This window comes from Aquimarina rhodophyticola (genome assembly GCF_042434915.1).
GTDB lineage: Bacteria > Bacteroidota > Bacteroidia > Flavobacteriales > Flavobacteriaceae > Aquimarina.
In genome coordinates this window covers 2,546,802-2,565,279 of the sequence record NZ_CP170198.1, presented here as the reverse complement: position 1 = coordinate 2,565,279, position 18,478 = coordinate 2,546,802, and the positions used below count along the sequence as shown (strand labels likewise).

At 33.8% G+C, this 18,478-nt stretch carries 16 protein-coding genes and 1 pseudogene; 1 reads left to right on the top strand and 16 read right to left on the bottom strand.

Annotated features, from left to right (window positions below; all coding sequences use genetic code 11):
- Nucleotide 1: 1 nt before the first annotated feature.
- The 10 genes and pseudogenes from ACE939_RS11115 to ACE939_RS11070 form a co-directional block, all read right to left on the bottom strand.
- Nucleotides 2–5,518, bottom strand: coding sequence for a hypothetical protein (locus tag ACE939_RS11115; RefSeq protein WP_378185650.1), 5,517 nt, complete (start codon nucleotides 5,516–5,518; stop codon nucleotides 2–4).
- A 25-nt stretch (nucleotides 5,519–5,543) separates the two neighbouring features.
- Nucleotides 5,544–7,985 carry a hypothetical protein gene (locus ACE939_RS11110; RefSeq protein WP_378185649.1) on the bottom strand — a complete coding sequence of 814 codons (2,442 nt, stop codon included), beginning with the start codon at nucleotides 7,983–7,985 and terminating at the stop codon, nucleotides 5,544–5,546.
- Nucleotides 7,986–8,205: 220 nt separating this feature from the next.
- Nucleotides 8,206–8,271: pseudogene (locus ACE939_RS11105) on the bottom strand (transposase); the annotation flags it as partial.
- 511 nt (nucleotides 8,272–8,782) lie between these two features.
- Nucleotides 8,783–9,286 carry a hypothetical protein gene (locus tag ACE939_RS11100; protein WP_378185648.1) on the bottom strand — a complete coding sequence of 168 codons (504 nt, stop codon included), beginning with the start codon at nucleotides 9,284–9,286 and terminating at the stop codon, nucleotides 8,783–8,785.
- A gap of 365 nt (nucleotides 9,287–9,651) precedes the next feature.
- Nucleotides 9,652–9,915, bottom strand: a complete 264-nt coding sequence (locus ACE939_RS11095) for a hypothetical protein (protein WP_378185647.1) — start codon at nucleotides 9,913–9,915, stop codon at nucleotides 9,652–9,654.
- Between the two features lie 38 nt (nucleotides 9,916–9,953).
- Complete coding sequence (locus ACE939_RS11090) at nucleotides 9,954–10,211, bottom strand: hypothetical protein (RefSeq protein WP_378185646.1); 258 nt, start codon at nucleotides 10,209–10,211, stop codon at nucleotides 9,954–9,956.
- A 3-nt stretch (nucleotides 10,212–10,214) separates the two neighbouring features.
- Nucleotides 10,215–10,436, bottom strand: coding sequence for a hypothetical protein (locus tag ACE939_RS11085; protein ID WP_378185645.1), 222 nt, complete (start codon nucleotides 10,434–10,436; stop codon nucleotides 10,215–10,217).
- 36 nt (nucleotides 10,437–10,472) lie between these two features.
- A complete protein-coding gene (locus tag ACE939_RS11080) occupies nucleotides 10,473–10,652 on the bottom strand; it encodes a hypothetical protein (RefSeq protein WP_378185644.1) in 180 nt (59 codons plus the stop codon).
- Between the two features lie 305 nt (nucleotides 10,653–10,957).
- Nucleotides 10,958–11,266: a hypothetical protein gene (locus tag ACE939_RS11075; RefSeq protein ID WP_378185643.1), complete on the bottom strand. Its 309-nt coding sequence runs from the start codon at nucleotides 11,264–11,266 to the stop codon at nucleotides 10,958–10,960.
- A gap of 248 nt (nucleotides 11,267–11,514) precedes the next feature.
- The gene (locus ACE939_RS11070; protein ID WP_378185642.1) at nucleotides 11,515–13,032 is read right to left on the bottom strand and encodes a GH3 auxin-responsive promoter family protein; all 1,518 of its coding nucleotides are present in this window, start codon (nucleotides 13,030–13,032) and stop codon (nucleotides 11,515–11,517) included.
- 119 nt (nucleotides 13,033–13,151) lie between these two features.
- On the opposite strand from ACE939_RS11070, the gene ACE939_RS11065 reads away from it, so the two are divergent.
- Nucleotides 13,152–13,946: a DUF2797 domain-containing protein gene (locus tag ACE939_RS11065; RefSeq protein ID WP_378188440.1), complete on the top strand. Its 795-nt coding sequence runs from the start codon at nucleotides 13,152–13,154 to the stop codon at nucleotides 13,944–13,946.
- Nucleotides 13,947–13,991: 45 nt separating this feature from the next.
- Here ACE939_RS11065 and ACE939_RS11060 read toward each other — a convergent pair whose 3' ends face one another.
- From ACE939_RS11060 to ACE939_RS11035, 6 genes are read right to left on the bottom strand one after another with little or no spacing between them, the layout of a single operon-like run.
- Nucleotides 13,992–14,792, bottom strand: a complete 801-nt coding sequence (locus ACE939_RS11060) for a hypothetical protein (RefSeq protein WP_378185641.1) — start codon at nucleotides 14,790–14,792, stop codon at nucleotides 13,992–13,994.
- A 58-nt stretch (nucleotides 14,793–14,850) separates the two neighbouring features.
- Nucleotides 14,851–15,978 carry a type II secretion system F family protein gene (locus ACE939_RS11055; protein ID WP_378185640.1) on the bottom strand — a complete coding sequence of 376 codons (1,128 nt, stop codon included), beginning with the start codon at nucleotides 15,976–15,978 and terminating at the stop codon, nucleotides 14,851–14,853.
- Complete coding sequence (locus ACE939_RS11050; RefSeq protein ID WP_378185639.1) at nucleotides 15,962–16,441, bottom strand: type II secretion system protein J; 480 nt, start codon at nucleotides 16,439–16,441, stop codon at nucleotides 15,962–15,964. Before ACE939_RS11050 ends, ACE939_RS11055 begins: the two co-directional genes overlap by 17 nt.
- On the bottom strand, nucleotides 16,428–16,754 hold the full coding sequence (locus ACE939_RS11045; RefSeq protein WP_378185638.1) for a Tfp pilus assembly protein FimT/FimU: 327 nt from the start codon (nucleotides 16,752–16,754) through the stop codon (nucleotides 16,428–16,430). The genes ACE939_RS11050 and ACE939_RS11045 overlap by 14 nt, the downstream gene beginning before the upstream one ends.
- The gene (locus ACE939_RS11040; RefSeq protein WP_378185637.1) at nucleotides 16,742–18,010 is read right to left on the bottom strand and encodes a hypothetical protein; all 1,269 of its coding nucleotides are present in this window, start codon (nucleotides 18,008–18,010) and stop codon (nucleotides 16,742–16,744) included. The genes ACE939_RS11045 and ACE939_RS11040 overlap by 13 nt, the downstream gene beginning before the upstream one ends.
- On the bottom strand, nucleotides 18,007–18,477 hold the full coding sequence (locus ACE939_RS11035) for a hypothetical protein (RefSeq protein WP_378185636.1): 471 nt from the start codon (nucleotides 18,475–18,477) through the stop codon (nucleotides 18,007–18,009). The genes ACE939_RS11040 and ACE939_RS11035 overlap by 4 nt, the downstream gene beginning before the upstream one ends.
- Nucleotide 18,478: the final 1 nt, after the last annotated feature.

The following is an 18,478-nucleotide window of genomic DNA, read 5'->3' as shown; positions in this document are numbered from 1 at the left end:
ACTATAAAAAGTAAAAAGTGTCTACTTTTATATCTTTCAAATAACCCTCTATTTCAAAACCATCTTTTGTAACACCTCTAAATTGTCCATCAATCAAATCTCCATTCTTCTTAGCTGCATCAGATAGTGCTTCTCTTACTGCTTTGTCTAGTTTATTATCAGTCCAAATTGAAGGGTCATATATTGTTTTGACTCCTCCGTTACTAGGTGATTTTAATTGACCTGTAGTCAAGGGTGGATTTGAATTACTTAATGATGGTATTTTGTATTCAACAATTTCAACACCTGGAACTTGCGAGTGAGGCACTTTTCTTGTAATCACTATTTCTTCAACTTGGTTTGCCGTCTTGCTTATCTGTGGTGTGTAACTAGGATTTCCAGACGCATCTACACTTCTGATAACATCTTGATCAAAAAAGGCTGTTCTATCGTGGCAACCAACAATTCCTTTTCTTCTTGGTGCTGCCTTCCTTGTCTTAACATGTGCAAAAGCATCACTTAAATCTAAATCGTCTATTTTTTTCCAAATAGTATAACCTAAGTCTCTAACGTCATCAATATTATTAGTGACTTTAGTTAATTCGTCAATGTTAGTTTTAAGAGGGGAGTTAGCTTCGTCTAATAGTTTCCAACTATCTACCAAGTTTGGATTATCATCAAACTTCTTTAACAAATCTGCATTATTCGCAAAATCTGATTCAAACCTTTGCCATTGATTATCATCTAGTTTATTCCCAAGCTTGGTTTTCAGACCTGAAAATAAATCACCCCCTGCATTATTGATATCATTTGTTTTATCAAGTAATTTGGATATCTGCTGCTTAAATTGCTCAATTTTGTCCCATTCCTTTTTAGCATTATTTGATAGACCTATATATTTATCTGAAGAAATAGATTCAATTTTGTCTAATTGTAAGCTTATAGCTTCTCGAATACTTTTATTCTCTCCAATTAATATCTTTGTTTCTTGAGGTAAATTTTTGAAAGAATTTAATACGCCTTTACCTAAGTTTTTTAACCCTATAAATCCAATAAGATCATTAAATGCATTTACCGATTCTTGAATCTTTTGATCTTCTGATAATTCGCTGGTGTTAACTATAATATTAGCAGAAGCTCCAAAAACCTCAGCAATAGCTAATAACCGTTTAACTTTACCTATTTTTGAGGCTAATGCCACAGGTCCTGTGGTGGAAATGGTCACAATATCAAGAGCTAACATCACGCCATCCTCAACGTTTTGGTTAAATTGCTTTTGATCTGTGTATGCCAAATATATTGCTGGTACTATATAGGCATTTCCCGATTCGGTTATATTATTACCATCTAAAGCCAGTTTTATCAAGTTTATTTTTGGATCAGAATAAATAATCAAAGGCTCTAGAGGAGATATATCATCTACAAAAACATTTTCATATTCAGCTATAAAACTCCAGTCACAAGCAACTGCTCCCATACTTGAAGCACAACCCCATTTAAAGGTTTTTGTGACCTCTATGATTCTTACTAACCCTCTATCATTTAGTTCTCCTCTATAATAGATTGTAGAAGGTGGGACATAATCTGATACATTGGATGTAGGAGTAGGTATAATAGCTGGTTCTAAACGTATAAGAGTCTTATATAAACTGAAATCGTTATTTTCTAAATTGAAATCTTTATTTCTGATTCTTTCAAGGTATACTTCTTCACTCTCTTTATAAATATTAAGCAGTGCTGAGATAAAGGTAGTGTAGTTATCTCCATCAAATGGATTAATAGACTTGTCATCCATTTCTTGATTCAGATTGATAATCAGACTATTTGTTCCTTCCCTAAGTTTACCAATAAATGCTTTATGCGAGGTTTTCCTAAGTCCTCTAATCAGGCTTAAAATTAATCGCTCTCTATTTTCATTTATGGTAGATACAGACCCCTGTTCGTTAATATATTCTATTAGGTTTTCTTGGTCAGAATTGTACGCTAATAGTCCGAAAAGTTTATATAATTCTTCATTATTATCACCTCCGCTATTGACTTCTTCACTTAATACTTCCCAATAAGCTATATTATTTGAATTATAAGAATTCAATAAATTGTTCAACAAATTTGTGTTTTGAATATCGTCTTGATCCTTTATTATTGAATGGAATAGAGATAATAATATAGTTTCCTCGTCATTTACGCCAAACAAATTATTCCAGAGATTTGCTCCTGATAAAGAACTATCCAGTAAATCATAGAAAATGGATTTTCTCGCAGCTAAATCTGTAAGCGTTAAAGCTTCGCTAGGATATTTTTGTAGTAATTTGAAGTCTTTATCAACAATCGCTTTATTAAGGGTTTTCAACCATTTTTCCTGAGCTTCTCTATCCTCTCTGAATGATAAAAGACTTTTTTCAAAACTCTCAATACTTGAATTTGGTAGCGCAATAAAAATTCCTGGGTTTCTGGGTATCGGTGATAAGGCTCCTGATCTTACTAAAACGGCTCTATCACTAGCTGAAATAGTACCGTTATATGGATAATAATACCTTTTTTCTCCTTCTACTTGAGAAAATTGATTTGAGTCAGAGGCTATGCTCTCTAGAAAATTTTCAATATTAAATGAATTGTTGGATGACACAACTAAGTCTAAAATGAATTCATCATCATCTGTGGTATTGACGTTTATGTGCTTTACTTCCAACAAGTCTTGGCTGTTAGATGTAATTATAACTTCGTCTAAGATTGTAACTGCTTGATCTATTTCAAGACCATCATACTCTATAGGAGTTGTATTATCCCTATCTAAATTCCTACTTACAATATAAGCTTTAATTTTTTCGATAAACCTTGTGGCGAGCATATCATTACTAGGAGCTAACATTTCCCCATCCTCATCCCCTTGAAACCAATAGAGTTGCAAACCGGGTGCATGCATTTTTTCCCAATCCATATGGGTAAACGCTGTACCGTTGCCATAATCCATCAAAAGATTGGTGGCTCCTTGATCGGTGTTATATTTGGTGAAGGTGTGTTCTAGTCCAAAAACTCCGTGCCCTAATTCGTGTGCCGCTGTTCGACCTTTGTCCTGAGCAGCAAATACAAATCCAAACTGCCGTTTTAATGGCATAAAACCATCTGTATCAGCATCTGTAGGAGGGATGTCTGTTACAAATAAGTAATAAGTGTCACGTTTATAGCTACCTAGTGTTTTAAACTGTTCAATCCAGGCTTTTTCTCCATCTGTATATTGTGATAATAAGGTACTGTTACCCACATCGATTGTCGTATCTGATATAGTGAGTGCAGCCGCCTCAGTCACTTCAAAATTAATTCCTGCAGGATTATAAATCAGGTTGATACGCTCTCTAATACCATCCAAACTGGCGCCATTTATAGGGACTAGTGTTATGTTAATATCGGTTACCTCTTGCGAGGCCAAATGCCAATAATTTGCCGTACCTGCAATTGTATATTTTTGTGTAGTATCTTTAGGTTTTACGGTAGCAATGATCTCTTCTTTAACAAAATCAAATTTCTTTTCTAACGTAAGTGTCGCTGTAGTACCCACCCATTCGGCAGGGATCTCTGTTCCCTCTTTAGTCTTAAAAACAATATCCTCGGTAGTATACTCGCTATTTTGAAAGGTCGCTGTAGCAAGAAGGATATCGGTTGGATGTCCTGGCAGGTTGGAGATTGCTTTATATGGAGGATAATAGGTGCCACCGCCTGCAATATCGATCGTAGTATAGGCATCCTTCAATGTACCAGTGGTGACCGTTGGATAGGGATCAAAGGCATAATAACCGTTTCCTTTTTCAAAATCAACACGTACCTCAGTTGAGGTAATTTGATTCACACCACTGCCGCCCATACCCGCGGTAGTTTCGGTAGTCGCAGGACCGCCATCAGCTTGTTGACTATTTTTTACCGCACCATCTGCGCTCACCTCCCAGTTCTCACCTTTGCTATCTTGATAGACCACATCTTTGCCGCCTTCACGTACAACTTCTTGGCCGTCTTTTCCTATTAAAGTAACTGTTTTACCATCTTTACTGACTTGAACGTCAATAATATCAAAATCTACCTTGATTACGTTTTTATCTCCCGGATCTCTGGTAATTTCTTCGATCACCGCATCTGCATCTACAATACTCCCCCAATTAGGATCATAGGTAGTAATGACAAATCCGTCGATCAATTTCTTATCTGTATTTATTTTAATATTATCAAAGGTAACAGGGATACGCACGGTTGCCAGCCAGGGGGTGCTAATATATCCTTCTCCGCTAAAGGTGGTTGAACCAGATACTTCTTTAACATATACCGGGAAATCCCCTGCGGTAAAGACATCGTTTACACGCAGCTCACTAAGCAGTTCCTGATTGGATAAATCCACATCCTCTGGTGCGATACCACAATCCGTATATTCTGCTAACTCTTGGGTGAGTGTTCTAAATTCTTTTAGCGGAGATTCACCATAGCTCTCACTATCACAATTACCCAACACCACAAATTCATACACAGTATCCGGTCTAAACTCTTCAATAGTAATATAATCTCGAGGCGTAGTCTTAGTATACCAACGGTTGCCGTCTTTTTCGCGGTACTTGATCGTATAATCTAGATGCTCAGGTTGTCCTATCCAACTGATAGTAGCTGTGGTTAGTGTAGCATCCTGTACTTGGACAGCGGTTACCGGTATACAATCACTGGCGTGATCAAACCAAAAGATTTCGCTATAGCCGTTATTTTTAAAAACAGATACCTCTTCACCGGCATTGGTAGCTATCGCCCGTACTCTCCAGGCATAACGTTTTCCCGGCAATAAGAGTGGTTGTATAGGGCCATACAATAGATTCGTCGTTGTAGTAATTTCTTGATATATTGGCGGAGAAGCCAAAAATACTGCTTGTGGATCTGCATAGCGATCCCAGATTTCTACCAAACTAAATTCATAAGATACATTGGGAACTCCAGCATGTCTTGGTGTCCATTGAAAGAGAATATTGGTTGGGTTTTGCTCGATTAAACTGCTACGATTCTCTGGTTTGTTAAGAAATGGTGGATCGCTACTTACCAAAAAGATATTCGTACACCCCGTGTTGGATAGCTTATTACCGTTAAAGGCATCAAATACTTCAAAACAAATGCGGTACAGTCCATCAGGTAATGCATTGTTATATTGCTGTGCAGAAATGCCTTGTAAATTTTGTAAGGCAAAGTAAGGGGCAAGCTCCGTATTGTTAAATCGTAATGGAAATCCAGCATCGAGTGTAATGTTAGGAGCGCCTGTAATCACAGCTTTGCTTGTTGCCGTAATGTTGGTGCCCTCTATAGAAACTTTTAATTTTACAGCGCGACTTGCAGCGGTAAGATCATTAAATTCAATGAGCAAATTGATTGGGCTTCTTAGCTGGTCGGTATTATCATATGCGGATAAGCTATTTGGATAGGGAGGAATCCCTTGCAGAGTAACACGTACAGGGAAATTTTGAGAAAATACAAGTGCAACCTGAAGCAGACATAGGAAAAAGAGTAGTTGTTTTTTCATAAGGTTTCTTTGGGAGCATCAAAGTTTAATCGATTCCGTTTTGATAACGATCATCAAAAAAGGCAATGATTTGTTCCTCTAAATATATGTTAATTTTTTCTAAATTCTTGGTTTTTTGCGCAATATCAAACACAGATTCAGCTGTTTGAGCTTGTAATTCGAGTAGCGGTTGGTGCGATTTTGCTTGCGATACTACCGCTTTTCGCAGTTCATCCACTGCAACTCTTAGGTACAAATAGGCTTCCATACGATCAGCCTCTATGGTATATTTGTTTTGAAGTTCGCTGTAAGTAGTTTGCTCATCTGTTGTTGTAACTATCTGTTCATCTTTAGATACAGTATGCAATTTGTGTTGTTCCATTTGACTTTTGGCATAACTAAAACGCTCTTTCATTACCATCTCTTTTTCAAAAAGCTCTTTTTTAAGTGTTAAGGTTACAAATAATAGCGATTCGCGATAAGTTGGTATAAAATCTTTGCGTACATACAAGCTATCAAGATAATCCAACGCCAGATTCTTAAAATCGATCGTTTGTATAGCTTTTATTTTGAGATTAGCTAATTGGCTTTTAATCAGTTCTTTTGAAAAGGCTTTATGATCATCAAGATATTCTTTGTTGGTAAGGGTCTCTAACTGTTCAACAATAGCTATTGGATTACCTTCATAAATTTTATCACGATATCTAAAACGTGTAAATTTTTGTTTAGATATAGAGTCTAAAGCTTTGTTATCCTTGGCATTTGCACGCTTTTGAAAACGAATCTCGGCTTTTTTGATGTCGAAGGAATACGCGTACCCAAAAGTAAGGGTAAAATCATGCTGACTACCAGTTGTTTCGGTTTTTCGCAGTTGCGATAGTGCGCTGAGCATAAAATTATGTTTTTCTTGATATGTATAACCTGCATTAGCTCGTATACTAGTCACGCTCCCTTGAGAAGTACCATTATTGAGTGTCTCATTATAAGAAGCAGAAAGTCCGGTTCTAAGTTGTTTGTCAAAAAACTGTTTGTTCGCATTAATAGTAGGACCTATAGTTAAGCCTCTGTTCTCTTCCAGTTCATTATAAGCAGCGTTCAATGCGCTACTAATGGTAAGTGCACGCTCTGGGTAGCCAATGCTATAGTTGGCGGCGACGTTATAAAAATTCGATTGAGTGTTGGTACTTGCAGCCGTGCCTTGTTCATCTTTTGTGGTTTGATAGGTTAGACTTAGCCCTATATTTTGCTGTTTTTTTGGATCTTGCGAAAGGATATATCCCAGTTGAAGGGTAGCATTTTGTGAAATTTGTCTAAAATCCAAGGTATCCAAATTTTCTAAAGGATCGACCTCGTTAATTTCATCAAATACACTACGAATATTGGTGTATGATTGAAAGTTCGAATAGCTAGCTGCAATATTGAAACGCTCTGAAGCATTTACTGTAGTATTAAATGAAGAAACTACTCTGGTGGATTGCGTATCTTTTTTATCTCTAAGATCATCACGTTGCAAACCTGCATTAGCAGCCAAAGATACAGTTCCGCCAAATAAGGTTTGGGATGCATTAAGGGTTATATTTTCGAGATCGTTGTTAAAAAAATACGCACCAAACGTGCGATATTCTGGGTCAATACGTTCATAGCCAGCTCCCACGGTTCCCTTACCAATTGCATAAGTAAAGTTAGTATTAAAAGCCCTGTAATATTGAGTGGTACTATTATCATTGATCAGAATATTCATGGCATTACCTTTATTCGAACTGCCTTGATCCTCGGTATCTTCTGTAATGGCGTTTTGTGCTATTTCTACGTGGAAATTTAAATTTTTTGTTGCTTGAATGGATGATTCTACGCTAAGTACTACATTTTGTTTAGGCGTAAAATTTAAATCTGAAGGAATAGGAAACTGTAATGATTCTTTATCATCTTTGGCTCCAAATGCAATGACGCCAACCGTTATTCTATCAAATTCGTACGAAGCCTTTGCGCCATACCCCATACGACGATAAGCGGGTGTCGCTTCTGGAAATTCATTATTGTATTCGGTAGCTTTAAGCAATCGACCATAAAAAGCACTTATTTTATAAGGTTTATTTGGTGTAAGGTCTACTCCAAAGCCTGTAAATTGATGACCACTTACTGTATAAGGAGAAAAGGTCATAGAAACATCCCCGATGTGGGTAGCTACCCATTTATAGGAAGGGTGAATACTAAGACGATTAATTTTGAAGGGAGTATTATATGCAAATTCCTGATTCGTATAGGAAAAAGATAGCGGAATGTTATAAATACCACTAATATTAAAATTAAGATTACCATTTAAAAAATAGGTAAAAGGTTCTCTATTTGCTGATCCATCATAGTATATCCCATTAGCCGAAACTCCACCATTTACTTTAAGCAAAGGTGCTTTTCCTATTTGAGACATATCTTGTCCAAAGGTTATCCATACAAAACTAAAAAATAGAAGGAGTAAAGTTGGTTTCAATAGTGTAGGTTTAGCAAGGCCAAAATTAAGATAAAATTAACAAATTACAATGTCTTAGAACAATTTTAATTCATTCTATTTAAAATAGATATCCTTTAAGTATTGTAGTATTCTTTAGATTTTCTGCTCATTGTTTTATTATTCTATTTTATCTCAATCTTCTTACTCTTACCGGCACGAGAGGGACGCTCGCGCTAGCGGGGGTAAACACGTCTATCTAATACACAGTAGCGAAGCTTATGAAATAAGCTGCTGATGGATTGTGGAATTTATATTTTTTGCTCATTGTTTTATTATTCTTTTCTTTTTAATCTTTATCTTAACTTCTTACTCTCGCCGGAACGAGCGAGACGCTCGCGCTAGCTGGGGTTATATTTTTGAAGTTGAGATAGCCTTCATTATCTATATGCAACCAAAGAACATATTGGCTTTCATTAGGAGTTAAGTTTTTAACTTCATCTAGAAGTCCAGAGGAATTATAAACGCTTTTTATTATTTCGTCACTCGTTTCCGCTTCGCTCAAACGAGCGACAGAGGGACTTTTTCTTCTCTATTAAAGTTATACCATTCCAAATTTGAAGCTGACAAAACAGAACTCATCAACTGTTCTGGAGTTTCATTAACGACATCCCTGAATTTATTAATCTTTTTTGCTCTAACTGCTTCAGGGTATTTGAAAACTCTAATATTAGACACATTCTGGTTAATTCTTATTGTATTAGCACAATCAAATTGTAGCTTTTAACAGAATGAATTGCAAAAACAACATATAAATAAGAAACTAAAAAGTAAATATTTCATTTTTTTATTATTTTAACTATTTTATAATATAACAAAAAAGATATTCCAAGCAAAAAACATATCAAAATCCATGTCCAAAACTTATCATGATAGTTTGTTTTTTTATTAATTTCTTTGTCATTCCAATTTAAAACTTTAGCTTGATGATCGTTCATAATTTTTACAGAAATTAAATCATTTATTTTCGCATTGCTTACAAATTTAATGTCATTGTTGTTTTGTAACGCAGAATCATGATTGACTAAAATAAATATTAAATATCTTTTTTTGTCAAATTCTGAATCATTCAAAATTTCTATCTCAAATGTATAATCTACTCCATATTCTCCAGAACTAGAACTTGGCTCTGAATCAATATTAACAATTTTTGCAGCCTTAATATCGCCATATAAGAAATATTCCTGATACTCAATCTTCATCAGTAACCAAGAAAAAAGTAGAGAGGGTACACTCAATGTTGTAAACAAAATTGTAAGAAATATTTTATATTCTATTCTCATCTATTCAATTCTTGTTAATTCAGTTTTCATATTATAAATAATTTTCTTTGACATCCTTATTTCCCAAAGAATATCTGAATATTTAAAATCTTTACTTAAAGGTCCTAATTGAGCTGTAGCAGTTAGATTATACATCAATGGGTTAATATATAGCTCGCCTGATATTTCATCTAAATTTCCTTTATAAGGATATTCAATTCTTCCACCTCCCGTGATCTCAACATTGGCTCCCCCGCTAGCGCTAGCGTCTCGCTCGCGCCGTTAAACTTATATAAGCATTTTTCCTTTCATATATATCGAAAGTTAATACTTCCTATTCATTCTAAAATTTTTTTAGTTAATGTTGATATGTAAAACTTCTTACATTACTTCGCTTCTCTTTTTACTCCATCTAAAAACTCTTTTCCAAATGCAAAACCAACGATAAGTGGTATACACCTCATTATCCAGAAGCCATATTTATTTTGAGTAATAACATAAATAATAGAGCGAACTCCTCTATCTTTTGTAGTAATAGCACTGTCTATGTAATTTTCATCAAACACAAAGTCTTCGAAAAAAATAAACATATAGAGTCCTGCTAAAAAAAATAGTAAAGCCACCCAATTGTATTTTCTGTCTTTATTCATATAATTATATTTCATTGAATATCTTTTGTCTGATAGAACTACTTTGTTTTTTTATTTCTAATTCCATCTATAAAGTCGTACCCAAACCATAAACTAAAAAGTAAGGTAAATGTTCGAACACTCCAATAACCTATGTTATTCTGTGTAATGGTATATACGACTAAGCGCCAACCTCTATTTTTAGAACCCACAGTACGGTTTACAAAATCATACGTCATCCAGTCATCAAAAAAAATGAAGACATATAATCCTAAACAAAAAAGAACTAATGAAAGTGTTCTAACTTCTCTCATCATAATTTATATATTTTGAATTAATATTTTAGCAAACAGTTCTTCTAATTTTTTAATTAAAAAACTAACAATATCACGATCGTTCTCATTAGCTTCAATTTTTTCTTTCAACTCTTCTAAGAAGTTAATCTCTGACTCTTTTATTTTATTTATAAAATTTTTAAAGATTTCACTCTCTATATCAGACTCATTTAATATTTTGGCAAATAAGTAGATCCCAAGTTTCAACTCTTTATCGTTTAATTCCTTTTGAGCCTCGCTAACCTATATAGTAGTTGTTTCTTCTATAAATTTATAATCAAAAACTAAATATTTACCTTCATCTACTATAGATTGATTATTAGTTATTTCTTGAATTTTACCCACCTGTGTTTCCCCCGTTAGCGCGAGCGTCTCGCTCGTTCCGACCTCTATATTGTTATGCCAATCCAAGTAAAAATCCATCGGTGTCAATTTCTAAAATTGTATGATCATCTTGATAATTTCTTGCACTGCTATATTTTCAATCGATAGGATCGGTTATAAAACTAGTTATCTCATAGTATAAAGTTACGTTATAAATATAATTGAAGTAATTTAGAATGAAATGGTTTCTATCATGGAGAGGTCTATAAACTATGAATTAGTAAAGCACATTGAAGTAAACGCGGATACACCAAAATTTCATTTTAATAAGAATATAAAAAAACCGAACTGAATTTCAGATCGGTTAAATTTTTCCTTTTACTAGCTTGCTATCATGTAGATGATTAATAGTTTACTTCCGTATAAAGTGTTTGCTTTACTGTGTTAAGAATTATTTCCTCTGTATTTTTAATGGCTACCCTATCACTATCATTAAGATGAATATTTAGTTCATTTTGACTGATCAGCGCCTCATAAAAAGTTACTTTTGAAATTTTACTGTAAAAAACATTATCATGATCAATTGATTTTGCAATGCTATTACCAATTGTTTTTATAAAATTTTGTTCTGCACCAGAAGTTATACTTTTATCTTGTGCGTTAACAGCTACAATTGAAATCACGAAAACTAAAGCTTTAATTAAATGGTTCATAGGGCAGAAGGGTTTTAAAGATGTAACTTACTGGTAACAAATTTAATATGAAACCGTTTAGCCAAAAAAATATTTCAAGAGTTTTCGACAAAAGGATTGATTTCATCGATAAAATACACAGTTTTTATCAAAAAAACGATAATTGTAACGTAGTTATTCGGTGGTAAAACCGTATTTATTGTTAAAAAAAAGTGATTTTTATGTGAATTTTTAGCACAAATAGGATGATAAAATTTTTTTAAAAAACGCTAATTATCATTTAATTTTAATAGTTCCTCGACATATTTGCGAGTATTTGATAATCTCGGAATTTTATGTTGACCTCCCAATTTATTGTGTTGTTTGAGCCAATCATAAAAAAGATTTCTGCGACCTTTTTGTACAGTTAATTCATTAAGCGTTGTATTGTTGTAACGTTTGGCTTCATAATCGCTGTTAATAGCTTGTAAATTAAGATCCAAAGAGCGGGTAAATGCCTGTAAATCTTTGGGAGCATTTTTAAATTCAATGATCCACTCGTGTGCACCTTTTTCTTTTCCCTGCATAAAAATAGGAGCTACGGTGTAATCGACAATTTCGCATGGTACCTCTCTAGTAGCAACGCGCAAAGCAGCTTCAGCATTTTCGATTATTAGCTCTTCACCAAAGACATTAATATGATGTTTTGTTCTACCTGTAATTTTAATTCGGTAAGGAGCAATAGAAGTAAAACGAACGGTATCACCAATTTTGTATCGCCACAAACCAGCATTTGTGGTAATTATAATAGCATAGTTAATACCAACTTGGACTTGACTTAAATTGATGGCCGTTGCACCCTCTGTACCATAAGTAGTCATGGGAATAAATTCATAGAAAATACCATAATCTAACATCAACAGAAGCTCTGATGAGTCATTTTGATCTTGTATGGCAAAAAAACCTTCAGAGGCATTGTAGATTTCATAATATCTAAAATCTTTTCGAGGTAAGATCTTAGTATACTGTTCGCGATAGGGTTCAAAGCTTACTCCGCCATGAAAATATACTTCTAGATTATTCCAGGTTTCAAAAAGGTGAGACTTTCCTGTGGTTTCCATAACTTGGTTGAGCAGTACCAACATCCAAGAGGGTACACCTGCCAAACTAGTTACGTTTTCTAGAATAGTTTCATTGACAATTGCCTGCATTTTGACTTCCCAATCGCTCATGAGCGAAATTTCATTGCTGGGAGTTGAACTAAACTCTGCCCAGAATGGCATATTATCAATAATGATGGCCGATAAATCTCCAAACGAAGTGCCGTTCTTTTTATATAATTCTTTACTTCCGCCTAAGCGTAAACTTTTACCAGTAAATAGTTTTGAATTTTCATTGTTATTAAGATACATGCACAATAGATCTTTGCCTGCTGCAAAGTGGCAATCTTCGAGTGATTGTTGACTTACGGGTATAAATTTACTTTTAGCATTGGTGGTTCCGCTAGATTTGGCAAACCATTTGATTGGCGTTGGCCAATAAATATTATGCTCTCCTAATCGGCTGCGTTCGATCATGGATTCGTACTCTTCGTAGGAACGTATGGGGATACGATTCTTAAAGGTTTCATAGTCATTAATACTGCTAAAGTTGTATGCTTTACCTATTTCGGTATTTTTGGCAGTTTCTAATAATACGTGAAGTAGCTCTTGCTGAACTTCATTTGGGTACTTTAAAAAAAGTTCCATTTGATGAAACCTTTTTTTTAAGAACCAACTGGCAATAGAATTGACTAATGGGATTGGCATTTTTTAATGTATCTTTATGCTGTAATATTACTAATTTAAAGATGATCAGTCCTCAAAAAAATCTAAAGTAATAAAAAAAATACATTTTGTTTACTGATTTAAAAGATAGCTTACCATTTATGCAATATACGGGCGTACTAACCAAAATGAAAACCGAAATTGGAGATCCTATTCAGTACTTTTTAATTTTTGACAATGATTTTATACATATGAATCAGTTATTAAATAAACAGATTCACATACGATTTGAGCATTATCAATGTTTGGCTTGTGGTAAGGACAAGAAAATTTTTAGACAAGGGTATTGTTATGATGATTTCTATAATCAACCGCAAGTTGGGGATTGGATCATGCGACCAGAGTTAAGCACAGCACATTTGGATATTGAGGATCGTGATTTAGATTATGAAAAAAAAGTGCAGCTACAACCACATATCGTATATCTAGCGAACTCAAGTAACATAAAAGTTGGTGTAACGCGAAAAACTCAGGTGCCTACTCGATGGATTGATCAGGGAGCACACGAAGCTATTGAAGTGGTTGAGGTTCCTAATCGTTATTTGGCCGGAATTGCAGAAGTGGCTTTAAAAGATCATGTAGGTGATAAAACCAATTGGCGTACGATGCTTAAAAATGAGGTGGTTGATGAAAATTTAAATGAGGTTAAACAGAAGCTAAAAGAATTTTTACCAGAAGAAGCACAACCTTATTTTATAGAAAATAATACTGAAACCGAGCTTCACTTTCCTGTATTAGAGTATCCTAAAAAAGTAAAAAGTTTAACTTTAGAAAAAACACCTGAGTATACAGGTGTCTTAAAAGGTATCAAAGGACAGTATCTTATCTTCGAGGATAATACTGTTTTTAATGTTCGTAATCACGAAGGGTATGTGGTGAATTTAAGGATCGAATAATAAAACAAGCGTTTGAGAAGGTTTTTGTTTGATAAGGAATCTTCCTTATCTTGTTTCAAGCAAATTTTGGATCAAAAAGTTCAATGCTTCCATTTCTTTTTCAAGCTTTGTTGTTTTCGAGTTTTGAATTTCGATTTTCTTCTCCTGATCAATAGTATACATAGTCAATTCTTCTATTTTTTGAAGTAATTTGGCATTCATTTCACCTAATAAAAGCCCATTCCTTTCTATTTCCTTTTGACTGGGGATATCCTTTAAATGACCTTTATCTTTTATATATTTTTCTACTTCGTCTAGTGTTGGTAAGTCGTAATGTTTTTCAAAAACAAAATCAGGCCAGACGGTTGCCTGAACTTTCACTTCAGATGATATTACTATACCATCTAAACGTAATTCTACATCACCTCCATTAAGTTTATTATGAAGTTGCATAGCGGTTATTGTTCCGTTACTCGTTGAGGTGGTCCATTTCCAGCCTCCCCGCCAACGTGGAATAAAAAATTCAAAAACACTATTATCAGCAATATTGGTAATAAACCTTGCTTTTTTAGTTATACTTCCACTACCCAGCGTTAAGTCAATATTTGTTCCTTTGTCATAGTAGCTTCTAAGTTCCATAATTTGAGTAATTCCTTGTGAACTATTCGTTGTCCATTTCCAACCTCCTCGATACCTGGGATAAAAAAAATCAAAAATTTTATTATCACTAAAAGAGGTTATTAGTTTTCCTTCACCAGTACCAGTGCCAAGAGTTAAATTATTTGAAATTAAATTACAATTACAGTCTTGTGCATTTGTATAATATGAGATCGTGAATAAGAGGATAAGTAAGGTAATGTTTTTCATTCTATTTTTTGGTTAATGTTTTATGTTTTGAAATATTTAAGAATCTGTAACTATTTAATTAGCCAATTACACTACTCAACCTAAACATTGGCAAATACATCGCGATTAAAATCACTCCTACAATCACACCTACCAGGATAGTGAGTATTGGATTTAATACATTTGAGATAACTTTAGATTGGTGTTGTACTTGTTGATTGTATTGTTCGTTTAATTTTTGAAAAATGTATTCTGTTTGATTAGTTTCTTCTGCGACACGTAACATTGCAAGCATTTTTTTGTCAAAAATTGTATGTTTTGAAAAAGCATAACTTAACTTATCTCCTTTTATAATATCGTTTACACTAGTTTCAAGCCCTTTTTGGAGCGGATAAAAATTTATCATTCCTTTAATTAACTCCAAACTTTCTACCATTGATATTTTTGCTGAACTTAGCAAGGATAAAGCTTGAGTAAATTGAGCCATATAAATTTTTCGGTAGTATTCACCGATAATAGGTATTTTGAGCTGTAGGCTACTTAAGAATTTACGATACCATATTTTCTTTGAAAAATAGAATAGAGTACTTATAACAATGAAGATTGCTATAAGTAGATACCATCCATAAGTACTGAAAAAGTCCGATAAATTTATAATTCCTTTGGTTATAGCAGGAAGTTCGACATTATTTTGCTTAAATATATCCACAAACATGGGTACTACGAAGTTTAGCATAAAGCCTATAACTAATAACGCGGTACATAATACTATGATTGGATAGGTTAATGCGGCAATGATTTCCTTTCTTAAATCGTTTTTCCGCTTATAAAATTCACTGAGCTCCAAAAAAATTTGTGCTAGCTCACCAGTTTGTTCTCCTATATGAATAGCATGGTATTCATATTTACTAAAATTTCTACTTTCTTTTATAATGCTAGAAAATGCATCTCCTAGAATCAATTTCCTAAGCATAGTAGTCATCAATATACGATCTTTCTCCTTTTTTTGAGTTTCTGATAGTAATTCTAGACTATTTTTGAGGTTAATTCCAGATTTTAATAAAACATGTAACTCTGTATACCACTGTTCTTTTTTCTTAGCATTAAAACTACTACCAATTGATATTTCTTTGGTAAGTATTACAGAAAGATCAAAAGCCTGTTTTGACTTTATAGGTTTGTTATGTTCTTTAATTTTTATGCCCATAGTCAAAATATGTTCCTGGATCAGTATGTTTAAAAACAAAAATACTATAATCATCAGAAGTTTTATTAAAGGTTAATTGTAAGCCGTCAACAATACCTTCGAATACTCGATCTCCTTTGAAATAAAATATGGCTTTTTTATAAGCTACATTGTATGTTTGGTCAGATGTTATAATACTATCTTTTGTAAATAAATATTGTTTTTTTTCGATGGGGGATGAGAGTACCAAAATACTATCTTTCATCTCCAAATGGGCTTTTGGATATTTATTGAAATCTAAGGTGAGTGCGAGTTCTAAACTTTGTAATTGGGTTTGATAACTATAGTTACTTTCGATCTGTCGCATATTTTTTTGAACGATATTTAAAATAGAAAAGGCTAGTCCTGTAACTATAGTTGATAGAACGAGGACTACCATAATTTCGGTCAATGTAAATGCTGCTATTTTGTTATTTAATTTCATGATATCCACAAAAAATTCGTGTTTTTTCTTTGCTATCCTTCCGGTACACCGCTATTGTTTTTCTATCCTTAATACTAATCTCAATTTCAAACTTTCCATAGGTTTCGAAATAGGGAAGCTTTATTTTGCGATGAATGTATTGGTAATGCAGCTCATTTATACGATTTTCAATTCTTCCTGTATTACGTTCTATATGATTACCAAATACAGTATTGAAACTTAAACTTGCGATCATAAAAACAAGAATCAAAATCACCGATGCCGTGAGTGTTTCGATAAGGGTTGCGCCTTTAATTTTCTTTAATATAACCATTTTGCGATACTTTTATAAGTATTTGCTAATGGTAAGCCTGAATAAAATGGAACAGGATTAGTCTGGATATTGCCATTTAAAATGTGGTTTAAGTAGCTAGAACCTAAATGTTTGGTAACAAATTGATTTGTGTATACTGATCCATTTACAGTACCTTTAAAACCAATATTTCCTAAGCAATATACATCTCCAGTAATATGAACCTTATCATTGAACTCCATATTCACATAAATTCTTGAAGGAGGTTGTGGTACAGCCTGTAAATAAACTATCGAACCTTCGATGCGGGTATTTTTTTTAACAACTAAAGCGGTTGTAACTAAATTTCTGTTGAACTGTTTGCTTGAGTTAGTTACGGGATATTTGTCATACAAAACAAGGGATGAAGGGAATTGTAAATTACAATTCTTTCCAACACTTAGATGTTTAGTGGCAATGGATTGAAAGCTACCTTCCGAGTTATCCAGAACCGTAATAATAGGTGCTATTAAAAGTACATCTTTTAAATTGGCTTCGGGATAGACCACAATTTTCTGAGCAGATTGTATAATAATATTACCAACCAAGTTTTGATTAGTGAGATGAATATCCTCGGTATTAAAAATCAATTTTGGTAACTTAAGAAAGCTGTTCGTGACAGAGCGTGATAAAGGAGTTTCTTCTGCTCCCTGTATGGGATGTCCGGACGTAACTTTCTTCAGATAATTTATCCAGTGGCTGTCCAACTCTGGTAGCTCACGTTTACTTTTTATTGTCTTACCAGTAGATACTAGTGAATTTTGATAAAACGTTCCCGAAATAGTGCCAGGTTTGATTCCTTGTTCTGGCACATATAGATTACCACTTAGATTGGTAAAGCCTACGACTACCAAAGGAGAAAAGCTATCTGCAAGATACAAATTGGGTGCGTTAGCATTACTTTCGCTTCCTATTAGTAAAGCTTTGGTAATTTTTTTTGATCCTTGGCTATGTTCGGTATACTGTTTTAACCATGCACCGTGATACGCAAAATGTTGTTTAATTGCCGTATCTTTTGATTCACTATATAATGTGTCTGATTTGCTAGGAATATTTAGTGTACTGAAGATCCTTTGATTATTCTCACGAATCATGGTAATGGTATCCTGTGATTTAATCTTGAAAAAGGATTGTACATGAGTTAGCATTAAGAAAGAACCCAATAATAAAGCAACTAATACCGAAATCAATAAGGCTAATTGTATAGCCTGAGCCTTTATTTTATATCCTAACTTCACTCGTCAATAGGGAATTGTTTTCGTTTTCCTTTATACTTTAAAACCACATGAGTAGTAGTTCCTTTTATTATTTCCACTCCCGATTGTGGTTCCTTAATTTTCATCAACAACTCTTGACCGTTGACTGCTATTAAAAAAATAGAATTTAAGAAATTTTCTCCAGCAATAAGCCCTTTGTATTGAATAGATGGCCAATTAATTGTTGGTTGCACGGGGTGATTATTCTTTTTTTTGACAGGAATTTTCTTTTTATACACTGTACCCAAAAAAGGATCTCGTGCAAGCTTTTTTATTGAAAAGGTATCACGTTCTTTTAAAGTTATCGAAGCTTGCTTTGAAAATTTTTTAGAATGTTGAGAAGCTAACTCGGGATCAGAGAAAGTATCTATTATTTGATAGATAATTGCTCCCCAGATAATCGCAACTAGTGGTAATAAAATATATAGTGCTTTTTTTCCTTTGAGCATA